Source organism: Corynebacterium sp. ACRQP, from assembly GCF_022345915.1.
GTDB lineage: Bacteria > Actinomycetota > Actinomycetes > Mycobacteriales > Mycobacteriaceae > Corynebacterium > Corynebacterium lehmanniae.
The window spans coordinates 48,355-72,300 of sequence record NZ_JAKRMZ010000008.1; the positions used below are offsets into that span (position 1 = coordinate 48,355).

The window sequence follows — 23,946 nt, forward strand, 5'->3', positions numbered from 1 at the left end:
CTCCGCGAAACGAAATTGCGGGGGCGGGCACTTCCCTATTGTCGGCCGCTACTTCTTGCGCTTGCCGTCGAAGCCGAGCGCGTAGAGCGCTTGTCGGACGGTTTCCTCGCCCAAGTGGATCGCGGTGTTGACGCGGCGGGCGGCGTTGGCCTGGACCTTGCCCAGGTCGGCGTTGTCGATCTCGTGCTTAGCCACCGCGCCGAACTCGCCGAGAGCGTTGATGATCTGCTCGGGAGCGTCGGCGGCCGCGCGGCGGACGTCGGCAAGCTTCGAGTGCTCCACGGCGTAGACGAACTGGCGGACAGTCTCAGAGGTGAAGTCCTTGACGAAGGTGGCCTTGTCCGCGGCGCCCCACTTGGTCACCTCGGCCAGCGAGGCGGTGGCGAAGCTGGCGTCCAGCTTGGACTCGCCGAGCTTGCGGTCCTCAAAGGTGATCGGCACCTCGCGGATGTCGAAGCCCAGCTTGTCCACCTTGTGCGCAATCTCAACCTGGAAGATGTAGCCCTTGGTGGACAGCGAATCCAGGTCCAGCTCCTCCAGCACTTCGCGCTTGAAGGCGCGGTAGCCTGCGGTCATGTCCGCCACGTCGGTGCCGAGGGCGACGGAGACGTACTGGTTGCCCAGCTTGGACAGCAGGAAGCGGTTCTTCGGCCAGTTGACCACTTCCCCGCCCTCGATGTAGCGGGAACCGATGGCCAAATCTGCGCCGTCATCCAGCGCGTTGAGAAGCCTGTGCAGTTCCTCCGGCGCGTGGGAGCCGTCGGCATCCATCTGCACCAGCACCTGGTAGTCGCGCTCCAAGCCCCAGTTGAAGCCGGCGCGGTAGGCGGCCAACAGGCCGTCCTTGCCGGTGCGGTGCAGGACGTTGACCTCGTCGTGGGCGGCGGCGAGCTCGTCGGCCTTCGCGCCGGTACCGTCCGGCGAGTTGTCGTCCACGACGAGGATGTCAACGGCATCCTTCGTAGCCAGCACGCGCTCGACGATAAGCGGGAGGTTCTCCACCTCGTTGTAGGTCGGAATGATCACCAGAGTCTGGTTGGCCACGGCGCTAATTCTCCTCGTATTTACGCTGTTGTTCTCCGGTAGGAGCATACCCGCGCCCACCGCGGCGCGCGGACACGGCTGCGGCAATTATGAGCGCCGCCCCGGCGGCGACGAGCAGCCACTCCAAAATCTGCCCGAACCGGACCGCGGGCGTCGTGCCGGTGCGCAGCGGAAGCGTCTCCATCAAGTGCGCGGGTTCGAAAATCTCTGTCTGCTGGGACACGTGGCCGTCCGGGTGCACGATCGCCGAGACACCCGAGGTGGCGACCACAACCACTGCCCTGTCGGTTTCGATCGCGCGCATCCGGCTCATCGCCAGCTGCTGGTACGTCATGTCCGTGAAACCGAAGGTGGCGTTGTTCGTCGGCGTGGACAAAATCTGGGCGCCGCCGCGCACCGCCATGCGGTACGCCTCGTCTTCCGCCACCTCGTAGCAGGTGGCAACGCCGACTGGAATGCCGCCCATGTGGACCACACCGTTGTCGTCACCGGGCTTGAAGTTGCCCGCCAAATCCACCAGGTCGGAGAAGTTGCGGAAGAAGTCCCGCATGGGCATGTACTCGCCGAACGGCTGCAGGAATCGCTTGTCGTGACGCTCCCCCGGCCCCGTTTCAGGGTCGAAGACCACCATGGTGTTGCGGGCGCTGACGTCGTCGCGGGTGAGCGTGCCCACCAGCAGGGGCGTATCGACGCCCCGCACCGCCGCGCCCACCAGCGCCTCGGCTTCTTTGTCGGCAAACGGGTTGACGTCGGAGGCGTTCTCCGGCCAGAACACCATGTCCAGCTTTTCTCCGGATTCCTTGGCCTCCTCCGCCAGGCGCAGCGTCTCGTTGACATGGTTGCTCAGCACCGCCCGGCGTTGCTCGTTGAAGTCCAGGCCCATGCGCGGCACGTTGCCCTGCACGGCCCCCACGCGGGCCTCGTCGACGGTTGAGCTGTCCTTACCGACACCGAGGTTGGCGATCAGCCCGGCGGCCAACGGCAGGATGATGGCGGCGACGGCGGGGCAGCGCGACGTGCCGTCGAGAAGCGAGATGCACCCAACCGCCACAAGTACTGCGGCGACGGTGACCAGCGCGGGCCCACCCCAGGCCGATAGCGCGGCGAGCGGACCGTTGATTTGGCCCCACGCCAGGCGCACCCACGCGAAGCCGCCGAAGGGCCACGAGGAGCGCACGAACTCGACAGCCAGGTAGACCAGCGGGAACGCGAACGCGCCGAAGCGCCAGCGGGCCACCAGCACACCGAACGCGCCGGTGGCCAGCGCGTAAAGCGCCATGGTGATCGCCAGCGCGATGTACGGCATGGCGCCGACAAACTCGCCCACCCACGGCAGCAGAAATAGGTAGCAGAACAGACCGTGCGTGAACCCGATCAGCGCGCCGAAGCGTACCGACGGGCGCTCCTGCGCCTCCCCCGCCATGCCCAGCGCCGCGGTGGCGCGCCTAGGCCACGGCATGAGTGTGAGCCACAGCAGCGCGATGCCGAGCACCGCGGCCCACCAGTGGCCGAGAGGTTCGTACGACAGGTAAACCAGCCAGCCGGAAACGGCGGCGAGTCCGAATCGGAGGAACGCCGGCATTTAACGTGCCCCGCCGGTGCCGCCGTCAGCGTCGCGCGGGCCCTCGGGGCTGTCCATGCGGTACCACTGCTCCAGCTCGTCGGCGTCGATGACCGGCTCCTGCTGCTGTGCATCGCCTGGCTGGTTGAAGGAGCCGTAGCTGGTTTGGAACTGCCCCATTGGGGTGGCGTCGTAGACACGCACGCCGAGGTTTTCCACGGCGGCGCGCGCCCGCTTGGTCATGGTCTTGCGGATCAGCGCGCGCGTCGGGCCGAATACCAGCGGCAGGCCGATCAGTGAGGTGACGAAACCGGGGATGACGGAGAGCGTCCAACCGCCGATGAGCAGCGCGGAATCGCCCGCGAGCTTGCCCACGCTAGAGCGGCCGTGCGCGGCCTGCAGCAGCGAGTTGCGCAGCGCCATGCTGGCTGCGGCGCCGCCGGCGATCATGAGTACGAAGATGGCCAGAAGCGCCCAGCCCACACCAATGGCCTTGGCTACCAGGAAGAAGGCGAGCGCTTCGACGAGGAAGTATGCGAGAAGAGGAATCGGCATGGCCACGAGGGTACCTGGGCGCACCGCTATCTCGGCATGTGCCTCCACACCGGCCTCGGCACGACACGCATGACCGCGGCTAGGACAGCCAGGCGCCGCGGGATCCACACCGTGGTGCTCTTGCCCCGCGCCGCGGCGTCCACCACCGCGTCGGCGACCACGTCCGAGGTCACCGACATCACCGCCGGTTTCATGCCCTGCGTCATCGAGCCGATGACGAAGCCCGGCCGCGCGAGGATGAGGTTGAGCCCGGTGCCGTGCAGCCGGTCCATCAGCCCTTGGCAGAACGCGTCTAGGCCCGCCTTGGTGGAGCCGTAGACATAGTTGGCGCGGCGGGCGCGCCACCCGGCAATGGAGGAAAAGGCGTAGATCTCCCCTCGCGTCATTTCGTCGGCGAGCACCGTAATCATGCTCACCTGCGCGAGGTAGTCCACCGTGGCGATGCGCGCGGCCTCGCCCTCGTCCCGCTCTGCGAGTGTCTGGTCGCCGAGGATGCCGAACGCCACGATTGCGGTGCTCACCTCGCCCGCCTCGCGCACGATGCGCCGGTGCGAATCCACGTCGGTGGCGTCGAAGTCGAGCGTGCGCACCGCGGTGGCACCCGCGGCGAGCAATCGCTTCTCGACGTCCTGCAGTCCCCCGTTACCCCTGGCCGCCAACACGACCTCGCGGCCCTGGCAGACGCGTGCGGCGATCTCGCCGCCGATGTCGCTGCGCGCCCCTAGAAGGAGCACAGTACCTTGCCCAGAGCCGCTAGGCATCGTTCACGCCTAGCGTGCGGCGGGTGTGGTTGAGCGTTTCAATGCCGTTCGCGGTCATGCGCACGATGTCCTCGATGCGCATGCCCCACTTGCCTGGCACGTAGATGCCGGGCTCGATGGAAAACGTCATACCCTCGCGCAAGACGATGTCGCCGCCGGCGATGATGAACGGCTGCTCGTGGCCGGAAAGTCCGATGCCGTGGCCGAGACGGTGGGTGAAGTACTCGCCGTAGCCGGCGTCTGCGATCACGTCGCGGGCCGCGGCGTCGAGCTCGCCGGCGGTGATGCCGGGCTTGGCGGCCTGGCACGCGGCGTCGAAAGCGCGCTCCAGCACCGCGTAGGCCTCGAGGAAGTCCTTTGGTGCCTTGGCCACATCGCCCACGACATGGGTGCGGGTGCAGTCGGACTGGTAGCCCGACGGCAGCGCGCCGCCAAGGTCCACCACCACAGGGTCGCCCTCTTCGAGAACGCGGTCGGAGAAATCGTGGTGCGGGTTGGAGCCGTTGGGCCCGGAGCCGACGATGACGAACTGCACGTTCGCGTGCTCTTCGAAGATCAACGCGTGCAGCTCGTCCGCGATCTCGCGCTCGGTGCGGCCGGGCTGGAGCAGCTCGGCGGCGCGCTCGTGCACGCGGTCGATGGCGGCGCCGGCCTTCTCCAGCTCGGCGACCTCTTCGGCGTCTTTGACCATGAACAGCTCCGCCACCGCGTCGGAGGCAAGCTCGGTCTCGGGCAGCAGCCCCTGCAGGGCGAAGACGTGGTCCGCGGTCAGCGACGACCCCAGGCCCACGGTACCGTCGCCGAGTGTGTCCGCGACAAGCTGGTAGGGGTTTTCCCCGTCGCGCCAGCCGATCACCTCGACGTCTGGGGCGCCGTCCAGCCCCAGCGACTGGATGTCCGTTACCGGTGCCACGACGGTGGTGCCGCCTGGCGCGATCACCAGCGCGGTGAGGCGCTCGTGCGAGGAAGTCCAGGAACCGGTGAGGTAGGCGAATTCCGCGCCGGTGCCGATGACCAGCCCGCCCAAACCGCGCTGTTTGACCAGCTCTGCGGCTTGGCTGCGGCGTTCGGTGTACACATCAGAGTCGAATGCAGTCATGTGCGCCATGGTAGATCGCTAGCATCGTTGCCGTGTTGCCTGCCCTGAACCGCACCGTCGCCCGCCTGAGCACACTCGGCGGCTACTGCTCAGGCGCACTCATCGCCCCCGACATCGTGCTCACATGCGCCCACTTCTTCCGCGAGCGCCCGCTTGCGGGGACGCAGGTGCGTATCGACGGCTCCGTGTTCCCCGTCGACAGCCTCCACCTCGTGCCCGGCACAGACGTTGCACTGGTGCGTCTGCCTGAGAGGATCGATGTCGCCCCGTTCGTGCTCGGGCCGTCGCCGCGACTGCTGTCCCGCACGCTCACGCTCGGCTTCGGCGGCCAGGCCCGCAGCGTCCAAGCCCGGCCGGGTGTCTACCTGGGAACGCTGCCGGTGTCCTGGTCCAGGAAGCGCGTGACCCGCGTCCGGCCCGCTGGCCTGGTGTACGCGAACCCTCCGGCGGTGAAAGGAGATTCCGGCGGGCCCGTGCTGGTCGGCGGCAAGGTTGTCGGGGTCCAGTCGCTCATCCTGGATCCCAGAGGCATCAACCTGCGCATCGCCACCGTGTCGCTGTGGCCGCGGGGGCTTATCCAGCCCCTGCGCCGGCTTTAGTTGCCGATGGCCACTACGCCGCGGCGGATCGCGTCCACGGCCCGGTTGGCGTTGTCCCGGATCTGGTCCGAGTAGCCGGTCTTCTTGATCTGCTCGAGCAAGTCGATCACCTGGCGGCACCAGCGCACGAAGTCGCCGGGGGTGAGCTCCGCGCCCGATTCCGCAGCGGCGGCCAGGGCGTAGCCCAGCGGCGCTCCGGCGGCCCACTGGTGGATGGACAGGCAGAACCCGGGATCCGGCAGGCGGGTTGCGGGCAGGTTGTGGCGCTGCTCGTCGGAGACCAGCTCGCCGTAGATGCGCATCGTCTCGTTCATTGCGTCGGCCATGGCGTCGGTGGCGGCCTCGGGGCTGCCGCCGGTGGCGCGGCGGTTCTCAAACACCACCATGGAGGCCACGCCGGCCAGCTCGGCCGGGTCCAGCTCGTCCCAGATCCCGCGCTTGAGGCACTGCGCCACCAGCAGATCGGAGACGTTGTGGATGCGGGACAGGCGCTCGCCTTCGTCGGTGACCTGCGGTTCGCCGTCGTGAAGCTCGACGTAATCCATCTCCGTGAGCAGACCGATGATGCGCTCGAAGGTGCGGCCCAGCGAGTCGGTAGATGTGTCCACGCGGCGCTCCAGCTTGGCCAGAGCGCGCTCCTCGCGCACGATCTCCTCGGCGGTGCGGGCCAACAGCTCGCGGTCCGCCGCCGGCCAGTCGTGCACCGGGTGGTTGCGGATGGCCTCGCGCAGCGCGGTGATCTTCTTGTTCGGCCGCACCCGGGACTGCTCGCGCAGGCGCTTCGGGGCGTCGAAGTGGCCGCGGTGCAGAAGGCTCGCCACCTTGCGGGCGTGACGACGCGGCTGGTCCTGCATGTGGCGCGGCACCTTGATGCGGCCCACCACCAGCGGCGGGTTCTTAAACGCCGCGGCGTCGATGCGCCCGGACCAGCCACGCTCCGTGGTCACCCAGGGGCGCGGGTCGTGCGGCTTGCCCGCGGGCTGCACCACGGCGGCGAGCTCCGGCTTACGCTTGCTCGGCAGCGCGATGACCTGGCCCACCTGCAGTGAGCCGAGGATCTTGATCGTCTCGGTGCGGCGGCTGTCCAGGTGGTCGCGCCGTGCCTGCTTCTCCTCCTCAGACAGGTCCCGGCGCAGTTGCGAGTACTCAACCAGCTCGGAGGCTGCGTCGTCGCTAGGCGGAGCGAACGCGGAGATGTCGCGCTCGAGCTTGGTGCGCAGCGAGCGCACCTTCTGCTGCAGCCGTTCGATGTCGCGCACCTCGCCGACCACGGAGCGGTCCGTTTGGAACTGGGCGAAGGACTGCTCTATCAGGCGGATCGAATCGTCGAAGCCGTTCATGGCCAGCATGTTGATGGCCATGTTGTAGCCGGGCTGGAACTGGGAGATCAGCGGGTAGGTGCGTGTGGACGCGAGCCCGGCCACCTGGTGCGGGTCCATCGCGGGCGCCCACTGCACCACGGCGTTGCCGATGTGGTCGATCCCGCGGCGTCCTGCGCGGCCGGTGAGCTGGGTGTACTGGCCCGGGGTGAGGTCCACGTGGGCCTCGCCGTTGAACTTGACCATCTTCTCCAGCACCACGGTGCGCGCCGGCATGTTGATGCCCAGCGCCAGGGTCTCGGTGGCGAAGACGACCTTGACCAGCCCGCGTACGAACAACTGCTCCACGATGTGCTTGAACGCGGGCAGAAGCCCTGCGTGGTGCGCGGCGAACCCGCGCATCCAGGCGGTGCGCACTTGGCGGAAGTTCAGCACCTCCAGGTCCTCTTCGGGGATGCCGTCCACGCCGTCGTCGATAATCTGCTCGATCTCGGCGCGCTCCTCGGGCGTGGTGAGCTCCTTGCGCGAGCGCAGGCATTGGAACAGCGCGCCGTCGCAGCCTGCGCGGGAGAAGATGAACACGATCGCCGGCAGCATGTCCTGGCCCTGGAGGGCGGAGACAACCTCGGGCCGGCCGACGGGGCGAACCTTGTCCTGGCGGCGCGAACGCCCACTGCGCGAGCGGGAGCGAAAGCCTCTCCCCTCCTCGAAGTCACGCCGGCCCTCGTCGGAAGAGCCCGCCTCGATGCGCTCGATGGCGTGCTCGAGGCTGCGGTTGACCCGCCCGTCCGTGCCAGGCTCGAACAGCGGAAACATCTTGCGGCCAACCATCATGTATTGGCTCAGCGGCACGGGGCGGTGCTCGGAGACGATGACTTCGGTGTCGCCTCGCACTGCGTCGAGCCACTCGCCGAACTCTTCGGAGTTGGACACGGTGGCGGACAGGCCGATCAGGCTCACGGAGTCGTCGAGGTTGAGGATGATCTCCTCCCACACCGCGCCCCGGTCGCGGTCGGCCAGGTAGTGGATCTCGTCCATCACCACGTGTGTGAGCCGGTCCAGCTGGGGCGACTCCGCGTACAGCATGTTGCGTAAGACCTCGGTGGTCATCACCACGATCTCGGCGGAGCCGTTGATGCTGGTGTCGCCGGTGAGCAGGCCCACCGCGTCCTCGCCGTGCTCGGCGACTAGGTCGTGGTACTTCTGGTTGCTCAGCGCCTTAATCGGTGTGGTGTAGAAGCACTTCGTGCCGCGGTGCAGGGCGAGGGCGACGGCGAACTCGCCGACGATGGTCTTGCCCGAACCGGTGGGCGCGCACACCAGCACGCCACGGTCCTGCTCCACCGCCTGGCAGGCCTGGAGCTGGAAGTCGTCGAGAGCAAATGGCTTCGCCTCGGCGAATTCCCGCAGAAACGATGTACCAGGATCGGGGGAAAGCATGCCCCCTACAGTACGTCCCTGAAATCTGCGCCGCCCGCGTAGCCCCGCGGCGAGGAATTGTGCTGAGCTTCCGGCGCGCGCTCCACCGGAGCCGGGCGCTCAATCGGCTCCGCACCGATGCTGCTGGCGCGGCCGACGGGCGTCGGCGCTGCAATCGGGCCGGAGGCTTCCTCGTCGTCCAAGTCCATCCAGTCGGGGCGCTCGCGCTTTTGCTTGCGGTCGTTCCAGCGGCAGAACTGGAAGGCCATCTCCACCAGCAGGCAAATGGAGATAGCCAGCGCCACCATGGAGAACGGGTCCTGGCCCGGCGTCATCACCGCAGCAAAAATGAAAATACCGACAATGATAATCCGGCGCTTGTCTTTGACGTGCTCGTAGCGCAGGATGCCCAGCAGGTTGAGCATGATAATGATCAGCGGCACTTCGAAGCTGACACCGAAGATGACGATGAGCGCGAGGAGGAAGTTGTAGTACTCCCCTCCTGAAAGCGCCGCAATCTGGACCTCGGAGCCCATGGACATGAGCACGTACAGGCCCTTGTCCAGGACGAAGTACGCGAGCAGCGCACCGGAGACGAACAGCACAACCGCGATGGTGACGAAGCTGAACGTGTAGCGGCGCTCGTTCTTATGCAGGCCCGGGGTGATGAAGTTCCAGATCTGCGCCAGCCACACCGGGGACGACAGCACAAGGCCTGCCAGGGCGCCTACTTTCAGGCGCAGCATGAACATCTCAAACGGGTTAGTGGCCAGCAGGCGGCATTCGCCGTCGCCGGTGAAATCCGCCCGAAGTTCGGGCGGCAAGTTGCAGTAGGGGCCGCGGATAATCTCGCCCAGCGGCATCATGCGAGGCGGGGCGGTCTGGTACCAGATGAACCCGATGATGGTGCCGACCACAACGGCGGCCAGAGAGATGATGACGCGGCGGCGCAGCTCCTGGAGGTGCTCCACCAGCGACATCTCGCCGGTCGGGTTCTTCTGTTTCTTCGGCCTCTTAGGGGTTTTCGTGCGTGCCATCAGGCGGACTTAGCGCGGATTATTCTCCGGACGCTCCCAGAAGTCCGCCTCCTGGGCAGCGCTGCGGGTCTCCTGCGTCGGCGCGGCGTCGATTTGACGCTGCTGCGCCGGGGTTTCCGCCCCGTCTTCGTTGCGCATCTCCTTGACCTCGGACTTGAAGATGCGTGCGGAGCGACCCATGGAACGCGCTAGGTCCGGCAACTTGTTTGCGCCGAACAGCAGCAGCACGACGAAGATGACGATAATGAGCTCGGTCCATCCAATATTTGGCATGGGTTGTCCTTTCCGAAAACGGTCTAACGCGCAGATTAGTCTAACGCGTCGAGCCCGCGTTGCACGCGGGACGTGGCCTCGTCCGCGAGAGATGCGGGTTCGACGATGCGCACCCGGTCCGCCTGGCTCAGGCAGAAGCGCACCAGCCAGTCGTCGCTGCCATAGCGCATGGTCGCGGGGAGCCACTCCCCTGGCGCGCCAGCATGCTCCGGGGCATTGTCCAGCTCGATCTCCCAGTAGTCAGCCAGCCAAGTCGCGTCCGGGTGGATCAGCAACTTCGCTTGTGCTCGATCGGCCATGCCGAACGGGTCCGCTGGGTCAAAGTCAGTGTCGAAGTCGGTGGCGGCCGAAGGGGCGTCGAGAAGCTCGGCGCTTTGGATCCTGTCCAAGCGGAACGTACGCATCTCGCCGTGCTGCGCGGCGTGGAGGTAGGTCGCCCCGGATTGGTGGAACAGGCTCGCGGGGTCAATTTCGCGCTCGGTGACTGTGTCCGAAGACGCAGAGAAATACGTGATGCGCAGCTTGCGCTTGGTCGCCAGCGCTTCGGCGACGGTGCCGGCAACGCCGGCCTCACCGGTGTGTTCCGCGTCGCCGACCGCCTGCGATTTGGTCACCGCGCGGATCTTTTCGGCGGCGGTGCGCACGGCGCGGCCGTCCACGAGCCCCGGCATGGTCTCCAGGGAATCCAGCAGGATCAACAGGGCGCTGGCCTCTGCGGGCGACAGGCGCAGCGGCGTGGTCATCCCCTGGTCATCTTTGATATTGACGCCCTTCCAGGAGTACTCCAGGTCGATCATCTCGCCGGGCCCGGTGCCCACGCCGGAGAGGAACAGCAGCTCGAAATCGTCGCGCACCTGCATCGGGTCCGCGCCCAGGTCGCGGGCGATTTCCATCGGGGTCAGCCCCGGGTGGTTCGAGGAATAGGCCAGCAGGTTGAGCAGGCGCACGACGCGCTCTTGGCGCTTGAAGTCCACGGCCATCAGTTCTCCCCTTCCAGTGCAGTACGCAAAAGCTTGACGACGTCCTCACGGACCTCCAACGGCTCCACCGCGACCACGTTTCCGGCGAGGCTGGCGATGGTGCGCACGGCCCAGTCGCGGTCCACGCCGCGCAGCGTGATGGTGTCCGTCTCTCCTCCCGCGCCGACTTTGGAGGCGCGGGTGCCGCGCTGGGCGAGTTCCTCGCCGGTACCGTGGGTGACGGTGACGGTGGCGTCGATAAGCTCGCCGCGCAGTGTTTCCTCCACCAGCGCCTGCAGGTCGCCGGCGCGCTCGTGGAACGCGTCCGAGTGGCGCACCTTCTTCAGCCGGGAGACCTTTTTCAGGCGGAACACGCGCACGTCGTCGCGGTCGATGTCGTAGCCGACGAAGTAGGCGCGGTTGTTCAGGGAGACCACGCCCCACGGGTCGGCCACGCGGCGCTCCGGGTCCTTGCCGGGGGCGCGGACGAAGTCGAAGGAGATGCGCTGTTTGGCCTGGACGCACTTCACGATGGCGCGCAGCGTGTCGGGGCGCAGCTGGAAGATGTCGTTGGACACGTTCATCAGCGCTGGCGCGTCCATGGAGCGCGTCGCCCCGGAGGCGGCGAGCTTGGTCCAGCCGGAGCGGGCGAATTCGCCGAGCGAGCCCGGCTTGCTCAAATCCGCGGCAAGGCCCACCACGGAGGCCTCTTCGGCGGTGAGGTCCACGGCCGGCAGCTCGTAGAGGTCCTTGACCACCCACACTTCGCCGTCCTGGTAGCGTGCGGGCACGCCGAGGTCGCGCAGTTCGCGCACGTCGCGCTCAATCAGGTGGGTGGCGGCGTCGCGGGAGCGGCCGCCGTAGCCGTCCACGTGCTTTTGCACCCAGGCCACGTCGCGTTTGGCGGGTGAGGCCAGCAAGGCGAACGTGAGCCCGACTTGGCGCACGACCATGTCGTTGTCGTTGGCCACCGCGACCTACCCTTCTGCAGCTTCCTGTGCCCGGACCCAACCGATGAGGTCGGCCGCGGCGTCGTCCGCGATGGCGAACGGGTCCTGCAGCTCCACCGTGCGGGGTTCCGGGCGGTTGACCTTCAAGTGCACCCAGTCGACATTATGCGCAAGGCCCCGCTCGCGCACGGCGGAAAGGAACTCGCCGCGGATGGCGGCTCGCGTAGTCGCTGGCGGGTTGTCCACCGCCACCTCGATGGCGGCGTTGTCGATCCACCGCGCCGCGAGCCCCTTGCGCTCCAGCACGTAGAACAGGCCGCGCTCGGGGTTGATGTCGTGGTACGTCAGGTCGATCTGGGCGAGCTTCGGGTGGTCCCAGCCGCAGCCGAGCCGGTCTTTGAACTGGGTAAGCAGTTTGCGCTTGATCACCCAATCGATCTCAGTGTCCACGCCGGAGAAGTCCTGCGTGGCAATGGCGTCGAGCACGCGGGACCACAGGTCCACCACGCGCGCCATCTCCTCGTTCGGCGTGCCCTCGTCCGGGCGTTGTTCAAGCCAGCGCTTCGCGGCCTCGAGGGTGCGCTGCTGCACCTCGAGCGCGGTGACGGTGCCGCCCGCTGCAAGGTTGAGTTCGGTGGAGCCTGTGGGGTCGGCGGCGATGTCGCGGATATGCGCGATCGGGTCTGCGAGCTCCATGTCCGGCAAGTCGAAGCCGGCCTCCAGCATTTCGATGACCAGCAGCATCGAGCCGACTTTCAGCGCGAACGTGGGCTCGGACATGTTGGAGTCGCCCACGATCACGTGCATGCGGCGGAAACGGTGGGAATCCCCGTGCGGCTCGTCGCGGGTGTTGATGATCGGCCGGGTGCGCGTGGTGGCCGACGAGACGCCCTCCCAGACCTGGTCCGCGCGCTGGGAGATGACGAACTTCTTGTCCGCGATCTTGCCGGCGCCGCAGATCAGCTGGCGCGTGATCAGAAACGGCAGCAATTGCTGGCCGAAAGATTTCAACGCGAGCTCGCGACTGATCAGGTAGTTCTCGTGCGCGCCGTAGGAATTCCCGCGCGAATCCACGTTGTTTTTGAACAGGTAGGTCGAACCCGCGAAGCCGTCGTTACGCAGCGCCTCATCGCACTGCTGCGACAACTGGTGGAAGATCCGCTCCCCCGCCTTGTCGTAGGCGAGCAGTTGACTCAGTGAGTCGCACTCCGCGGTCGCGTACTCAGGGTGTGAGCCCACATCCAAGTACAAGCGTGAAGCGTTGCCGGTGAAGACGTTCGAGCTGCGGTGCTGCGCGACCACCGGGCGAAACAGGTAGCGCGCGACTTCCTCGGGCGTGAGCACCTGGCGCGAGCCGTCGTAGGCGGCCACGCCGAACTCTGTTTCCACGCCCATCACGCGGCGCGGGTAGCTGGTTGCCAGCTTACTGCCCGCCCTTCTGCACAAACGACTTCACAAACTCCTCCGAGTTGGAGTCCAGCAGCGCGTCGATCTCGTCGAGCAGGTCGTCGGTGCCGGAGGTGTTGATCTGGGCCTGGCCGGCAGATTCCGCGGCGATATCTTCGCCGTGGTTGTCCCCGCCGCCACCGGAAGCGTGTGTTTGTTGCGTAGCCATAGATGCAACCTTAGCGTTCTGGAGCCAGCCCCAGGCCGGAAAGCAGCTCGCGTGTTGTCGCGGATGTTTCGATCAGCTCCCCCACGTCCGCTTTGGTGTGGCTGCCTAGCAGATCCAGCGGCACCCGGTAGAGCTGCCCGTCCACGGTAAAGAGCATGGACTGCCAGTTCGAGGCCGTTAAGTCCTCGGCGAACTTCTCGCCCGCGCGACCCCGGAAGTACGCGCGGGTGTCCTCGGGCGGGTGTGCCGCGGCGCGCGCGATCTCCTCGGCGCTGACCATCGTGCGCATTGCGCCTTTGCGCACCAGCGCGTGATACAGCGAGCTCTCGGGGTCGATGTCCGCGTACTGCAGGTCAATCGCCTGCAGCTTCGCCTGCGTCGCCCCGCGCTGCTCAAACCTGCGCACCAGCGCCCACTTCGCCGTCCAATCCAGCCGGTCGGCGGTGGACAGCGGGTCGCGCTCAAGGTCGTCGAGGACCTCACCCCACAGTGTGAGCACTTGCTTATCGACGTCGCTCCGCCCCTCACACCTTCTCCTGTATTTACGGAGGATAGAGATCGCGGACAACCTTTGGCCGTCGAGAAGCTCGAGCTCATGTGTGAGTGTGGGGTCGTGGCTGACCGCCTTGATTTCCTCGACCGGGTTTTTCAGGCGCAGGTCGCTAAAGTCCACGCCAGCCTCGATCGCGTCGAGCACCAGCGAGGCCATGCCGAGTTTGAGGAAGTTGGAGAACTGGCTCATGTTTGCGTCCCCCACGATGACGTGCAGGCGGCGGAAATCCTCTTCCGGTGCGTGTGGCTCGTCGCGCGTGTTGACGATGCCTCGGTTGAGCGTCGTCTCCAGCGAAACCTCCTGTTCGAAGTAGTCCGCGCGCTGCGAGATTTGGAGGCCGGGCTTTTCCGATTCCTGGCCGATGCCCACGCGTCCCGCACCGATGATGACCTGGCGGGTGACGAAGAACGGGATCAGCGCCTGGGTGAGGATTTCGAAGTTGGTGTGGCGCGAGTACAGGTAGTTCTCGTGGCTGCCGTAGGAGCGGCCCTTGCCGTCGACGTTGTTTTTGTAGAACTTCAGCGGCGGGCATGGCTCGTGCTTGGCCAGCACGGAGACCTGCTGCTCCCACAGCTCCCGGATGCACGCGGCGGCGTCGTTGAGGACGATGTCGCCGGCGGCGTCATAGACCATCGCGTCAAACGCGTTGGAGCACTCCGGGCTGGAGTACTCCGGGTGCCCGTGGTCGACGTAGTAGCGGGCGCCGTTGGTGGTGACCACGTTGGCCACTCCGATCGCGTTCGCGTCCACGACCGGCACGCTGCGGTAGCGCTGGAGGTCGAAGCCTCGGGTGTCCTTCAGCGGCGCCTCCTCTGCATAGTCCCAGCGGGTGCGGGCCTGGGTGCGCAGCGCCGCGTAGGCGACCACCGCGTGCGTGGAGGTGACCAGGGGGCTGATCTGCGGGTTGTCCGGGCAGGTGATGCCATACTCCGTCTCGGTTCCCAAGTAACGCGTCATAGATGTCGAGCCTACAGGCGTGTCCGTGTTTGGAAGATAATACGATCAGACGTATTTTATTTAGCTATGACTTCCGCAACACAGCCCGGTGCGGCCGCGCCGCAGACCGAGCGCAAGTTCTTCGGCCAACCCTGGGGGCTGGCCAACCTCTTCGGCATTGAACTGTGGGAGCGCTTCAGCTTCTACGGCATGCAGGCGCTGTTGGCCTACTACATGTACTACTCGACGACCGAAGGTGGCCTCGGCATCGACAAATCCACCGCGCTGAGCCTGGTCGGCGCCTATGGCGGCTTCGTGTACATGATGGCGCTCGTCGCCTCCTTCGTCGGCGACCGCCTCCTCGGCGCGGAACGCACCCTGTTCTACTCGGCAATCCTGGTCATGATCGGCCACATCGTGCTCGCTCTCGTGCCGGGCGCCGCCGGCCTGGCCATTGGTCTGGTGTGTGTGGGCATCGGCTCCGGCGGCGTGAAGACGGCGACCCAGGTGGTTCTCGGCGACCTGTACACCCGCGAGGACCCGCGCCGCGACGCAGGCTTTTCCATCTTCTACATGTCTGTCAACATCGGCGGACTGCTCGGCCCCGCGATTACGGGCCGGGTGTGGGGCATGGCCGGCTTCCACTGGGGCTTCGGCCTCGCCGCCATCGGCATGGCCATCGGTCTGGTGCAGTACACGCTCATGCGCAAGTCCACCATCGGCGCAGCCGGCTCCGAGGTGCCCAACCCGCTGCCGCGCTCGAAGTGGGCTCCGGTTGGTTTCGGTGCGCTGGCAGTCGTGGCAATCGTCGTCGGGTTGCTCACCACCGGCATTCTGCCGCTGGACATGCTGAGCTGGGTCGTTTTCGCCATCGCCCTTGCTGCGACGGTCATCCTGCTGTGGGAGATGTTCGCGTCCGACAAGGTCACCGCCCACGAGAAGTCGCGCCTGACCGGCTACATTCCGCTGCTCGCGGGCTCCGTGGCGTTCTTTGCCATCTTCCAGTCGCAGTTCACCGTGGTGGCGCTGTACACCGACCAGCGCGCGAACCTGGACTTCTTCTGGACTGAGCTCGAGCCCGCGCAGGTGCAGTCCTTCAACCCGCTGTTCATCATCATCTTCGCCCCGATCTTCGCCGCCAGGTGGACGAAACTCGGCGAGCGCCAGTGGGCGTCTGCGACCAAGTTCGGCGTGGCCAACATCATCATCGGCCTGTCGCTGTTCATCTTCCTGCCGTACGTGGGCAAGGGCGAGAACTCCACCCCGCTCGCAGTGCTGGTGCTGATCCTGTTCCTGTTCACCATGGGTGAACTCCTGCTGTCGCCGGTCGGCAACTCGCTGGCCACCAAGGTCGCCCCGGTGGCGTTCAAGTCGCGCCTGTTCGCGGTGTGGCTGATGTCGGTGTCCATGGGCACCGCGCTGTCTGGCGTGCTCGGCTCGCTGTACAACCCGGACGACGCGGCCGCGGAGCGCATCTTCTTCCTCACGCTGTCCGCGATCACTATCGTGCTCGGGTTGGTCCTCATCGCGATCAGCCGTTGGGTCGTGCGCAAGTTTGGGGACGTGCGCTAGGCGGAGCTGACGTCGCAAAGCAAAAGCTCGTTACTCGCACATCGTTGATCGCCTCTCGGGGATGCGGACAAATTCTTGGAGTGCATTTGGGGGACTTTGTCTCGTTGTTATGCACTCAGTGCTTGTCGGTGTTCGGCGATGGTGGTGTACCCGTCGCCGAGTGTCGACTTCAATCGTCTGTGAATGTAGAAGTCGATGTAGGTGTCAATATAGTCGCGCATTTGCTCCACCGTCATCGTTGACACCACAGGCCTGCCTTTGAGCAGTTCTTGTTTCATCGTGCCGAAGAACCCTTCGGTGCGCGCGTTGTCGCCGCTGGTGGCTTTGCGTGACAGTGACGGGATGTATCGCCACCGGTTGTCGCACCACGCATCGGCCTGGCAGTCGGGGCAATCCAGGATGTTGTGGGTGTGGTCGGTGATCAGGCTGACCCAGCGTTCACTGCGGTAGAGCCCGCCACGATCGGAATGGATAATCGGTTGCGCACCGTCGGGTTTTACCTCGTCGATTCGCGCGATCATCTCGGCGACCAAGTCGTGATTCGGCGACGTCGACATGGTGACCGCAATCGGCATCCCGTCGTAGAAATCGATCGCTGCCGACAGGAACAACTTCCCGTCTGGGCAGTGGATTTCGGTGACGTCGGTGCCGATTTTCTCCCACGGGGCATCCGCGTGGAAATCGTGGGTCAGCCCCTGAGCGTCGGCGTGGTCGATGAAATACTGCGACGGTGCAACAACCGGCCGGGCCACATCCACATCCGCATCCCCGTCATCGTCGCTGTTGCTGGTTGGGGTGATCAGCAGCAGGTTTGCCGGTTTGTGGTCGGTTTCACCGGTGTAGGAGGAGTACTTGCCAGACGCCTTCGCCGGCGGGCGGCACCCAAGCTCTTGCATGAGAGTGCGCACGATCTTTTCCGACACCGTATGCCCCATGATCTTTAACCAGGCGTGGATGCGCCGGTAGCCGTAGCTTTGCCCGGATTCGGCTGCTGCCTGCAAGATCAGCGGTTTGAGTGCAGCGTGGCGCTGTTCGCGCTGGTGCACCACCTTGGTGTGGGTGTGTCGGTGGTAGTAAAACGTCGACTGCGCAATCCCGACAACCGCGCATGCTCGAGCGATGGAAAACCCGTGGGCGTCCGTGAGGGCAACCACCACAGCGGCTTTCGCCGCGGTGGACAGCTCACCGTCACGGACGCCGTCTTTTCCCCGCGACTCACCGTCGCTCATGAGCACTTGGATAATGGCGTCTTTGACCGTTTCCCGGTCGCGCATCTCAACAACGAGCTTTTTCAGCTCGTCCATGTCACTGGGTAAATCAGCGATATCGTCTATCGGCCCAGGCCCTGGCAGCCACTCGTTGACTGGCCGGGGTGGTTTCTTCGCATTGGCTGCCTCATCGACTCGCTGCTGCTGATGGTTGCGTTGGACTTTGCGGTGTTTGCTCACGCGTTCCATTGTCGCCGCAAACGCCTCGTCGAATGTCATCGACGCTGCCGAATCGCGTTCGTCATCGTCGGGCCAATACCGCTTCGTCCAGGTCAGTGCCGCGGTGTCGTGGACATCGAACTCTACAGCGATGTCACGCACTGTCGCCTGCGAGGTCAATCTGCGTGCGACAACTTTTGCGATGGTCTCAGCGTCGTAGGCGCGTCTGGCACCGTCCAAGCTCTGGCCACGGCGCTTGGCCGCAACCCAGTTGCCGACCGTGGCCACCGACGGTCGGCGACCACACGCGCCTTCAGCCCAGTCGCAGACCTCACGGGCAGACGACCCGGCCAAAAACCTCTCAACCGCACCAACGCGGATATCAGATGGAAAACCTGCGGGCATCGGAATACCTTCCAGCCCCCAACACTCCAACTTTTTGTCCGCGCTCCCCTCAGAGGGCAATAACGAGGTGCAGGTAACGAGCTTTACGCGTTGAATGCTCTACCAGCCGCGCTCGGCCAGGCGGTGCGGCGCCGGGAGGTCGGCGACGTTGATGCCCACCATCGCCTCGCCCAGTCCGCGGGACGCCTCGGTCACCGCGGCGATGTCGTTCCAGTTCTGGGTCGCCTTGACCACAGCCTTGGCGCGGGCTTCTGGGCTGTCGGACTTGAAGATGCCGGAGCCGACGAATACGCCGTCCGCGCCGAGGTGCATCATCAGCGCCGCGTCAGCCGGAGTAGACACGCCGCCGGCAACCAGCAGCGGCACCGGGAGCTTGCCGTGCACCGCCACGTAGGCCACCAGCTGGTACGGCGCCTGCAGCTCCTTCGCCGCGACGAAGAGCTCGTCGTGGTTGCCGTTCCAGATTGCTTGCAGGGACGCGATCTCGCCTTTGATGGTGCGGATGTGCTTGGTGGCTTCCGAGACGTCTCCGGTGCCTGCCTCGCCCTTGGAGCGGATCATCGCCGCGCCCTCGTTCACGCGGCGCAGCGCCTCGCCCAGGTTGGTTGCACCGCACACGAACGGCACCGAGAAATCGGTCTTGTCAATGTGGTTGACGTAGTCGGCCGGGCTCAGGACCTCGGACTCGTCGATGTAGTCCACGCCGAGGTTCTCGAGGATCTTCGCCTCCATGTAGTGGCCGATGCGCGCCTTTGCCATGACGGGGATGTCGACCGCCTCGATGATGCCCTCGATCAGGTCCGGGTCCGACATGCGGGCCACACCGCCCTGCGCGCGGATGTCGGCCGGCACGCGCTCAAGCGCCATGACTGCGGAGGCGCCGGCGTCCTCGGCGATCTTGGCCTGCTCGGGCGTGACGACGTCCATGATCACGCCGCCGATGAATTTCTGGTTCAGCTGTTCTACATCAGACATACCGCTTAGTCTGCCCCGGCAACTGGTAGATTCCAAGTGCCAGTTCTATTTAGTTTCTTTGGACCAGTTGATGCTGCTGCACATCTCCCGCGACCGCCCAACGCCCATCCCCGCGCAGATCGCCGCGGGCATCCGCGACGCTGTCGCCAGCGGGGCGCTCTCACCTAACGACGCCATCCCGTCCACTCGAGCCCTCGCCGAGCAGCTCGGCGTGTCCCGCGGCAGCGTAGTCACCGCGTACGACCAGCTCGAAGGTGAGGGCTACCTTCTGACCAGCCAGGGCGCCCCGACGCGGATCCACCCGGACCTCACCGTCGCGGCGCCGTTACCCCAACCCACCGGCGGCTCGCCTGCCCGCACAACCCCGAAGGCACGCATCTCCTTGAAGCCCTCGCCCGGCAGCGCGGGCACCATCCGCCCCGCAACCTGGCGTAAGGCGTGGCGCGAGGCCGCAGCGGAACCCAGCAACGCGGTGGACAAGTCCGGTGAGCCGGAGCTGCGCCACGCCGTTGCCGAGCACCTCCGCCTCGCCCGAAGCATGCGCGTGTCCCCGGACCAGATCGTGGTCACCGGCGGCTCACGCGAGGGGCTCATGTGCATCCTGACTGCTCTCGGCCCTAGCCTGCGGGTCGGCGTGGAAGACCCCGGGCACCCGGGACTGCGTCGCGTGATCCCGCTCGCCGGCCACGAGATCGTGGAATGCGCAACCGACACCGACGGCATCGTGGTCGACGAACTCCCAGACTCCCTCGACGCCCTGCTGGTCACCCCGTCGCACCTTTACCCTTTCGGCGGCGCTATGCCCGCCGCCCGCCGTGTGGAGTTGCTCGAGTGGGCCGCGCGCACCAGCACCGTGGTAATCGAGGACGACTTCAACACTGAACTGCGCTACCGTATCTCCCCGCAGCCTGCGCTGTCCTCGCTGGCCACCCGCGCGGACGTGCTCACACTCGGCACGTTTTCCACGCTGCTCTCCCGCGAGCTCGCCGCCGGCTACGTCGTGGCCTCGCCAGCGACCGCCGAGGCTTTGCGCGAGGTCCGCAGCGTCCTCGGCATGCCGGTTTCCTCCGTCACCCAGCGGGCGATCGCGCACTTGCTTAACGACGGCGTCGCCCGCCGCGCATCCCGCGCCGTCCACCGGGGATTAGCGCAGCGCCGCGAAGTGCTGAACGAGCAACTAGTCCCGCTGTTCGAAGATGCCCGACTCGCGCCCGGCGACGGCGCTGATCTGACTGTGCGTTTCGGCACCCGAGAAGATCGGGACGAGTTTGAAACGCGTCTGCTTGAGGCCGGTGTCGAATCCGGGCACGAATCCACGTTGTGGACCAACAGCGGCGACGGCTTAGTGCTGAGCTTTGCTCACCTCACCGCCGGCGATTTCGATGTCGCTGTCGACACAGTTGCCCAGACGATAGCTACGCTGGGCCGAGCTTAGACGTGATCCGAAAGAGGGACGGAGATGGACGAGACCAGCTACCTACTGAACTCACCTGCAAATGCACGGGCGCTGCGCGAGCGTCTCGTTCGTCTTGAAGGCAACGTCGCCGAGCGCAAGGAACTCGCATCCGACGCAACAAGCTTTGCGGGTCAACACTTTGATGTCGTTGTCGTCGGAGGCGGATTCGCCGGGACCGCGGCAGCGATCAATCTCGCGCGAGCGAACAGGAAGGTATGCCTCGTGGACGCGGGTACGCCTAGGAACCGCAACAGTGAGCACATGCACGGCGTGATCGGTCTCGACGCAGCGAATCCCTCCGCACTGCTTGCCTGCGGCCACGCCGAGTTCGTGTCGTACTGGGGCCTTCTCATCGATGGACGCGTAGAAACCCTAGAACACATGGCCACGGGCGATTGGTCCGTGAAGCTTGCGTCAGGCGAAGCCTCCACGGCTTCGCAGGTGCTGGTTGCAACCGGAATCACGGATGTGCTTCCCGAAGTGCCTGGGTTGAGCGAGATGTGGGGAACCCGTGTCTTTCACTGCCCCTACTGCCACGGGTACGAAGTCAACGGCAAGAACCTCGGTGTCGTCGGAGGCAAGAACCCGGGGTTCACCACCAGGATCGCAACGTTGCTGACCAAGTGGGCCTCCAGCGTCACGCTTTACGCCAACGGGATGGACCTGTGCCCAGAACAGCGCGAACGCCTTGAACAGTGCGGGGTCGCTCTCGTCATCGATGACGTATCGCGAGTTTCACCAGCCACTGACGACGACCACGCCGTCGAGATCGCCACTGGCTCAGAGTCGGTTCATTATGACGCCTGCTTCACTGGTCCGGAGTTCAAGCCGAACGACGAACTCCTCCGGGGAGCTGGCTGCACTGTTGCAGATGGCTGGGTCCAGGTGGAAGGAGGAAAGACCTCACAGCCTGGACTGTGGGCGGTCGGCAACGTAGTTAGCTCGCCGGATCAGGTCTCTCAAGCGCTCGGATCGGGTGCCGCCGTGGCTATCGCCATCGACCAGCATCTCTTCGACCAGAACTAGACGACGGAAAGTGGCCCCGCTACCCAATGACCTCTGCGGCGACGACGCGCTTGCCGTGGCGACCAGTGATCCGCGCCCACTCGTCCGGGTTGGCGGTGTTCGGCATGTCCTCGCTCTCGTCCTGCTCGGCGCGGACAGCCTGGCGCAGGTGCTCCGTCGTCAGGCCGGCGGTGGACACGCCCGAGAGGTGGTCCTTGATGGCCAGCTTCTTGGCGCGGTCCACCACGTTGGCGATCATCGCGCCGGAGACGAAGTGGTGGTAGTGCAGGGTTTCGGCGGAGCCGTCGACAAGCTCTAAGCGCACGAAGGGACGCGGGGCGAACATGGCGTCGGCGGTGGCGTCGATAAGCACCTCGCGCGGGGACGCAAGCGGGACCCCGTCGGTGATGTAGCGCGCGAGGATGTCTTTGGCTTCGTCTTTGTTGGGGCGCGAGACCCGGATTTTGATGTCCAGGCGGCCGGGGCGCAGGATGGCCGGGTCGATGAGTTCCTCGCGGTTCGTCGCACCGATGACGATGACGTTGGCGATGTCCTCCACGCCGTCGATCTCCGTGAGCAGCTGCGGCACCACCGTGGTCTCCATGTCGGAGGACACACCCGAGCCGCGGGTGCGGAAGATGGATTCCATCTCGTCGAAGAAGACGATCACCGGGTTGCCACCGGCGGCGAGTTCCCGGGCGCGCTCGAAGATCAGGCGGATGCGACGCTCGGTCTCGCCGACGAACTTGTTCAAAAGCTCGGGGCCCTTGACGTTGATGAAGTGCGCCTGTCCCCCGTCGCCGATGCGCTGCGACAGTGAATTCGCCACCGCCTTGGCAATGAGCGTCTTGCCGCAGCCGGGTGGGCCGTACAGCAGCAGGCCCTTTGGCGGGCGCAGGTCGTAGGCCTGGTAGAGCTCCGGGTGGGAAAACGGCAACTCCACGGAATCCTGGATCGTCTCGATCTGGGAGGCCAAACCGCCGATGTCCGCGTAGGTGACGTCCGGGACCTCGTCGAGCGAAAGCTGGTTGACCTCGGTTTTCGCGATGCGCTCAAACGCGTAGCCGGCAGACGCGTTGACTAGCACCGTGTCGCCGGCGCGGGCGGCGTGGCGCAACGGCTCGGCGAGCATGACGATCGATTCCGCGCCCTGCTGGTCCGCCACAATCGCGCGGTCCCCGCCGACGCGCTCGACCATGGTGGCCAACTGACCGGTGGGGTCGAAACCGCAGGTCTCCACCACAATCGTGCCTTCGCCCAGCCGCACGAGCGTGCCGGGAACAAGCTTGGACGGGTCCACCAGCGGCGAGACCTTCAGCCGCATGCGCCGGCCGGTGGTGTGCACCTCCGCCTCTCCGCTGCGCGGGGCGGGCGCGAGGTAAATCCCGTACGTCGATGCCGGCTCGTTGAGCTCCTCGACCTTCGCGTATAAGTCGTTGAGCTTGTCGCGGCTGACTTTCAGCAGCTCAGCGAGCTTCTCGTTGCGCGACCCGAGATCGCGGTTCTTGCGCTTGAGCTCGCGCAGCTCCGGTCCGAAGGCATCGTCGTGGATTTCAGGCATACGTTCGAGCCTACATAGGAGCGGGAGGCTTATCGACGAGCTTTGCGCTGCGGCCGCGGCGGCGTCACCCCGTCGGCAAGCCGGCGCGTCCACACGAGGAATGCCGTGTGCGCGTTCATGCGGTGCTCCGGGCGCGTGGCAAGGCCGTCGACCTTCCATTCGCGCAGCAGGGTTTCCCACGCGCGCGGCTCGGTGAAGCACTTCGCCTCGCGGATGGCCTCCATGATGTTCATCAGCTGCGGCACGGTAGCCACGTAGGTCATGAACACGCCGCCCGGGATGAGCACGTTTTTCACGGTGTCGATGAAGTGCCACGGCTCCACCATGTCCAAAATGACGCGGTCGACCTGCCCATCCAGGTCCTCCGGGGTGACCTCGCCGAAGTCGCCGAGACGCGGGGTCCACCACTCGGGCTCGCCGCCGAAGTAGTCGGCGACGTTGTCTTTGGCGAAGGCCAGGTGGTCGTCGCGGATCTCGTAGGAGTAGACGTGGCCCTCCGGGCCCACGGCGCGCAGCAGCGACATGGTCAGCGCGCCGGAGCCTGCGCCCGCCTCGAGCACCCGCGCGCCCATGAAGATGTCGCCCTCGACCAGGATCTGGGCGGCGTCCTTCGGGTAGATCACCGCGGCGCCGCGGGGCATGGACAGCACGTGGTCCACCAGCAGGTGGCGGAAGCACAGGTAGTCGGAGCCGAGCGTCGACTTCACCACGGTGCCCTCATCGGCGCCGATGATGTCGTCGTGGCTGACTATGCCTTTGTGCGAGTGGAACTGCCCGCCCTCTTTGAGCTCGATGGTGAAGTGGCGGCGCTTCGCGTCTGTGAGCTGCACCTTGTCGCCTGGCTGGAACGGTCCCGAATACATGG

Annotated in this window: 21 protein-coding genes; 4 read left to right on the forward strand and 17 right to left on the reverse strand. The window is 65.8% G+C overall.

Going from position 1 to position 23,946, the window contains the following annotated elements; genetic code table 11:
- Positions 1-48: 48 nt before the first annotated feature.
- The 5 genes from MHY23_RS04685 to MHY23_RS04705 are packed head-to-tail and all read right to left on the reverse strand — an operon-like array spanning position 49 to position 5,029.
- Positions 49-1,092 (reverse strand): polyprenol monophosphomannose synthase, encoded by a 1,044-nt coding sequence (locus MHY23_RS04685; RefSeq protein ID WP_255713862.1) that lies wholly within the window; start codon positions 1,090-1,092, stop codon positions 49-51.
- On the reverse strand, positions 1,049-2,626 hold the full coding sequence (lnt, locus tag MHY23_RS04690; RefSeq protein WP_239306594.1) for an apolipoprotein N-acyltransferase: 1,578 nt from the start codon (positions 2,624-2,626) through the stop codon (positions 1,049-1,051). The genes MHY23_RS04685 and lnt overlap by 44 nt, the downstream gene beginning before the upstream one ends.
- On the reverse strand, positions 2,627-3,160 hold the full coding sequence (locus tag MHY23_RS04695; RefSeq protein WP_239306595.1) for an FxsA family protein: 534 nt from the start codon (positions 3,158-3,160) through the stop codon (positions 2,627-2,629).
- 26 nt (positions 3,161-3,186) lie between these two features.
- Positions 3,187-3,921 (reverse strand): SDR family oxidoreductase, encoded by a 735-nt coding sequence (locus tag MHY23_RS04700; RefSeq protein WP_239306596.1) that lies wholly within the window; start codon positions 3,919-3,921, stop codon positions 3,187-3,189.
- Positions 3,914-5,029 (reverse strand): M24 family metallopeptidase, encoded by a 1,116-nt coding sequence (locus tag MHY23_RS04705; RefSeq protein WP_370645817.1) that lies wholly within the window; start codon positions 5,027-5,029, stop codon positions 3,914-3,916. Before MHY23_RS04705 ends, MHY23_RS04700 begins: the two co-directional genes overlap by 8 nt.
- Positions 5,030-5,052: 23 nt before the next feature.
- Between MHY23_RS04705 and MHY23_RS04710 the strand changes: the two genes are divergently transcribed.
- Positions 5,053-5,619, forward strand: coding sequence for a serine protease (locus MHY23_RS04710; RefSeq protein WP_239306598.1), 567 nt, complete (start codon positions 5,053-5,055; stop codon positions 5,617-5,619).
- Here MHY23_RS04710 and MHY23_RS04715 read toward each other — a convergent pair.
- From MHY23_RS04715 to dop, 8 genes are read right to left on the reverse strand one after another with little or no spacing between them, the layout of a single operon-like run.
- Positions 5,616-8,378, reverse strand: a complete 2,763-nt coding sequence (locus MHY23_RS04715; RefSeq protein ID WP_239306599.1) for an RNA helicase — start codon at positions 8,376-8,378, stop codon at positions 5,616-5,618. The genes MHY23_RS04710 and MHY23_RS04715 overlap by 4 nt on opposite strands.
- A 5-nt stretch (positions 8,379-8,383) precedes the next feature.
- Positions 8,384-9,394 carry a twin-arginine translocase subunit TatC gene (gene tatC, locus MHY23_RS04720; protein WP_239306600.1) on the reverse strand — a complete coding sequence of 337 codons (1,011 nt, stop codon included), beginning with the start codon at positions 9,392-9,394 and terminating at the stop codon, positions 8,384-8,386.
- 9 nt (positions 9,395-9,403) lie between these two features.
- Positions 9,404-9,667, reverse strand: a complete 264-nt coding sequence (gene tatA, locus MHY23_RS04725) for a Sec-independent protein translocase subunit TatA (protein WP_181888418.1) — start codon at positions 9,665-9,667, stop codon at positions 9,404-9,406.
- Between the two features lie 35 nt (positions 9,668-9,702).
- The gene (locus MHY23_RS04730; protein WP_239306601.1) at positions 9,703-10,647 is read right to left on the reverse strand and encodes a YafY family protein; all 945 of its coding nucleotides are present in this window, start codon (positions 10,645-10,647) and stop codon (positions 9,703-9,705) included.
- Positions 10,647-11,597 (reverse strand): WYL domain-containing protein, encoded by a 951-nt coding sequence (locus MHY23_RS04735; RefSeq protein WP_239306602.1) that lies wholly within the window; start codon positions 11,595-11,597, stop codon positions 10,647-10,649. Before MHY23_RS04735 ends, MHY23_RS04730 begins: the two co-directional genes overlap by 1 nt.
- A gap of 6 nt (positions 11,598-11,603) precedes the next feature.
- Complete coding sequence (gene pafA / locus MHY23_RS04740; RefSeq protein WP_239306626.1) at positions 11,604-12,971, reverse strand: Pup--protein ligase; 1,368 nt, start codon at positions 12,969-12,971, stop codon at positions 11,604-11,606.
- Positions 12,972-12,999: 28 nt separating this feature from the next.
- Positions 13,000-13,191, reverse strand: a complete 192-nt coding sequence (locus MHY23_RS04745; protein ID WP_239306603.1) for a ubiquitin-like protein Pup — start codon at positions 13,189-13,191, stop codon at positions 13,000-13,002.
- Positions 13,192-13,201: 10 nt separating this feature from the next.
- Positions 13,202-14,701 carry a depupylase/deamidase Dop gene (dop, locus tag MHY23_RS04750; protein ID WP_239306604.1) on the reverse strand — a complete coding sequence of 500 codons (1,500 nt, stop codon included), beginning with the start codon at positions 14,699-14,701 and terminating at the stop codon, positions 13,202-13,204.
- Positions 14,702-14,767: 66 nt separating this feature from the next.
- Here dop and MHY23_RS04755 point away from each other — a divergent pair, with 66 nt between their 5' ends.
- Positions 14,768-16,252 carry a peptide MFS transporter gene (locus tag MHY23_RS04755; RefSeq protein WP_239306605.1) on the forward strand — a complete coding sequence of 495 codons (1,485 nt, stop codon included), beginning with the start codon at positions 14,768-14,770 and terminating at the stop codon, positions 16,250-16,252.
- Between the two features lie 107 nt (positions 16,253-16,359).
- Here the strand turns inward: MHY23_RS04755 and MHY23_RS04760 are convergent, their stop codons facing one another.
- Both MHY23_RS04760 and pdxS read right to left on the reverse strand, forming a co-directional pair.
- Positions 16,360-17,859, reverse strand: coding sequence for an IS3 family transposase (locus MHY23_RS04760; protein WP_239306606.1), 1,500 nt, complete (start codon positions 17,857-17,859; stop codon positions 16,360-16,362).
- A 324-nt stretch (positions 17,860-18,183) separates the two neighbouring features.
- A complete protein-coding gene (gene pdxS / locus MHY23_RS04765; RefSeq protein ID WP_239306607.1) occupies positions 18,184-19,059 on the reverse strand; it encodes a pyridoxal 5'-phosphate synthase lyase subunit PdxS in 876 nt (291 codons plus the stop codon).
- Between the two features lie 70 nt (positions 19,060-19,129).
- On the opposite strand from pdxS, the gene MHY23_RS04770 reads away from it, so the two are divergent.
- Together MHY23_RS04770 and MHY23_RS04775 are read left to right on the forward strand one after the other, a co-directional pair.
- Positions 19,130-20,494 carry a PLP-dependent aminotransferase family protein gene (locus MHY23_RS04770; protein ID WP_239306608.1) on the forward strand — a complete coding sequence of 455 codons (1,365 nt, stop codon included), beginning with the start codon at positions 19,130-19,132 and terminating at the stop codon, positions 20,492-20,494.
- Positions 20,495-20,518: 24 nt separating this feature from the next.
- Positions 20,519-21,541, forward strand: a complete 1,023-nt coding sequence (locus MHY23_RS04775) for an NAD(P)/FAD-dependent oxidoreductase (protein ID WP_239306609.1) — start codon at positions 20,519-20,521, stop codon at positions 21,539-21,541.
- A 19-nt stretch (positions 21,542-21,560) separates the two neighbouring features.
- On the opposite strand, the gene arc is transcribed toward MHY23_RS04775, so the two are convergent.
- Together arc and MHY23_RS04785 are read right to left on the reverse strand one after the other, a co-directional pair.
- Complete coding sequence (gene arc, locus MHY23_RS04780; RefSeq protein WP_239306610.1) at positions 21,561-23,081, reverse strand: proteasome ATPase; 1,521 nt, start codon at positions 23,079-23,081, stop codon at positions 21,561-21,563.
- Between the two features lie 29 nt (positions 23,082-23,110).
- Positions 23,111-23,944 (reverse strand): tRNA (adenine-N1)-methyltransferase, encoded by an 834-nt coding sequence (locus MHY23_RS04785; RefSeq protein ID WP_063936707.1) that lies wholly within the window; start codon positions 23,942-23,944, stop codon positions 23,111-23,113.
- Positions 23,945-23,946 lie beyond the last annotated feature (2 nt).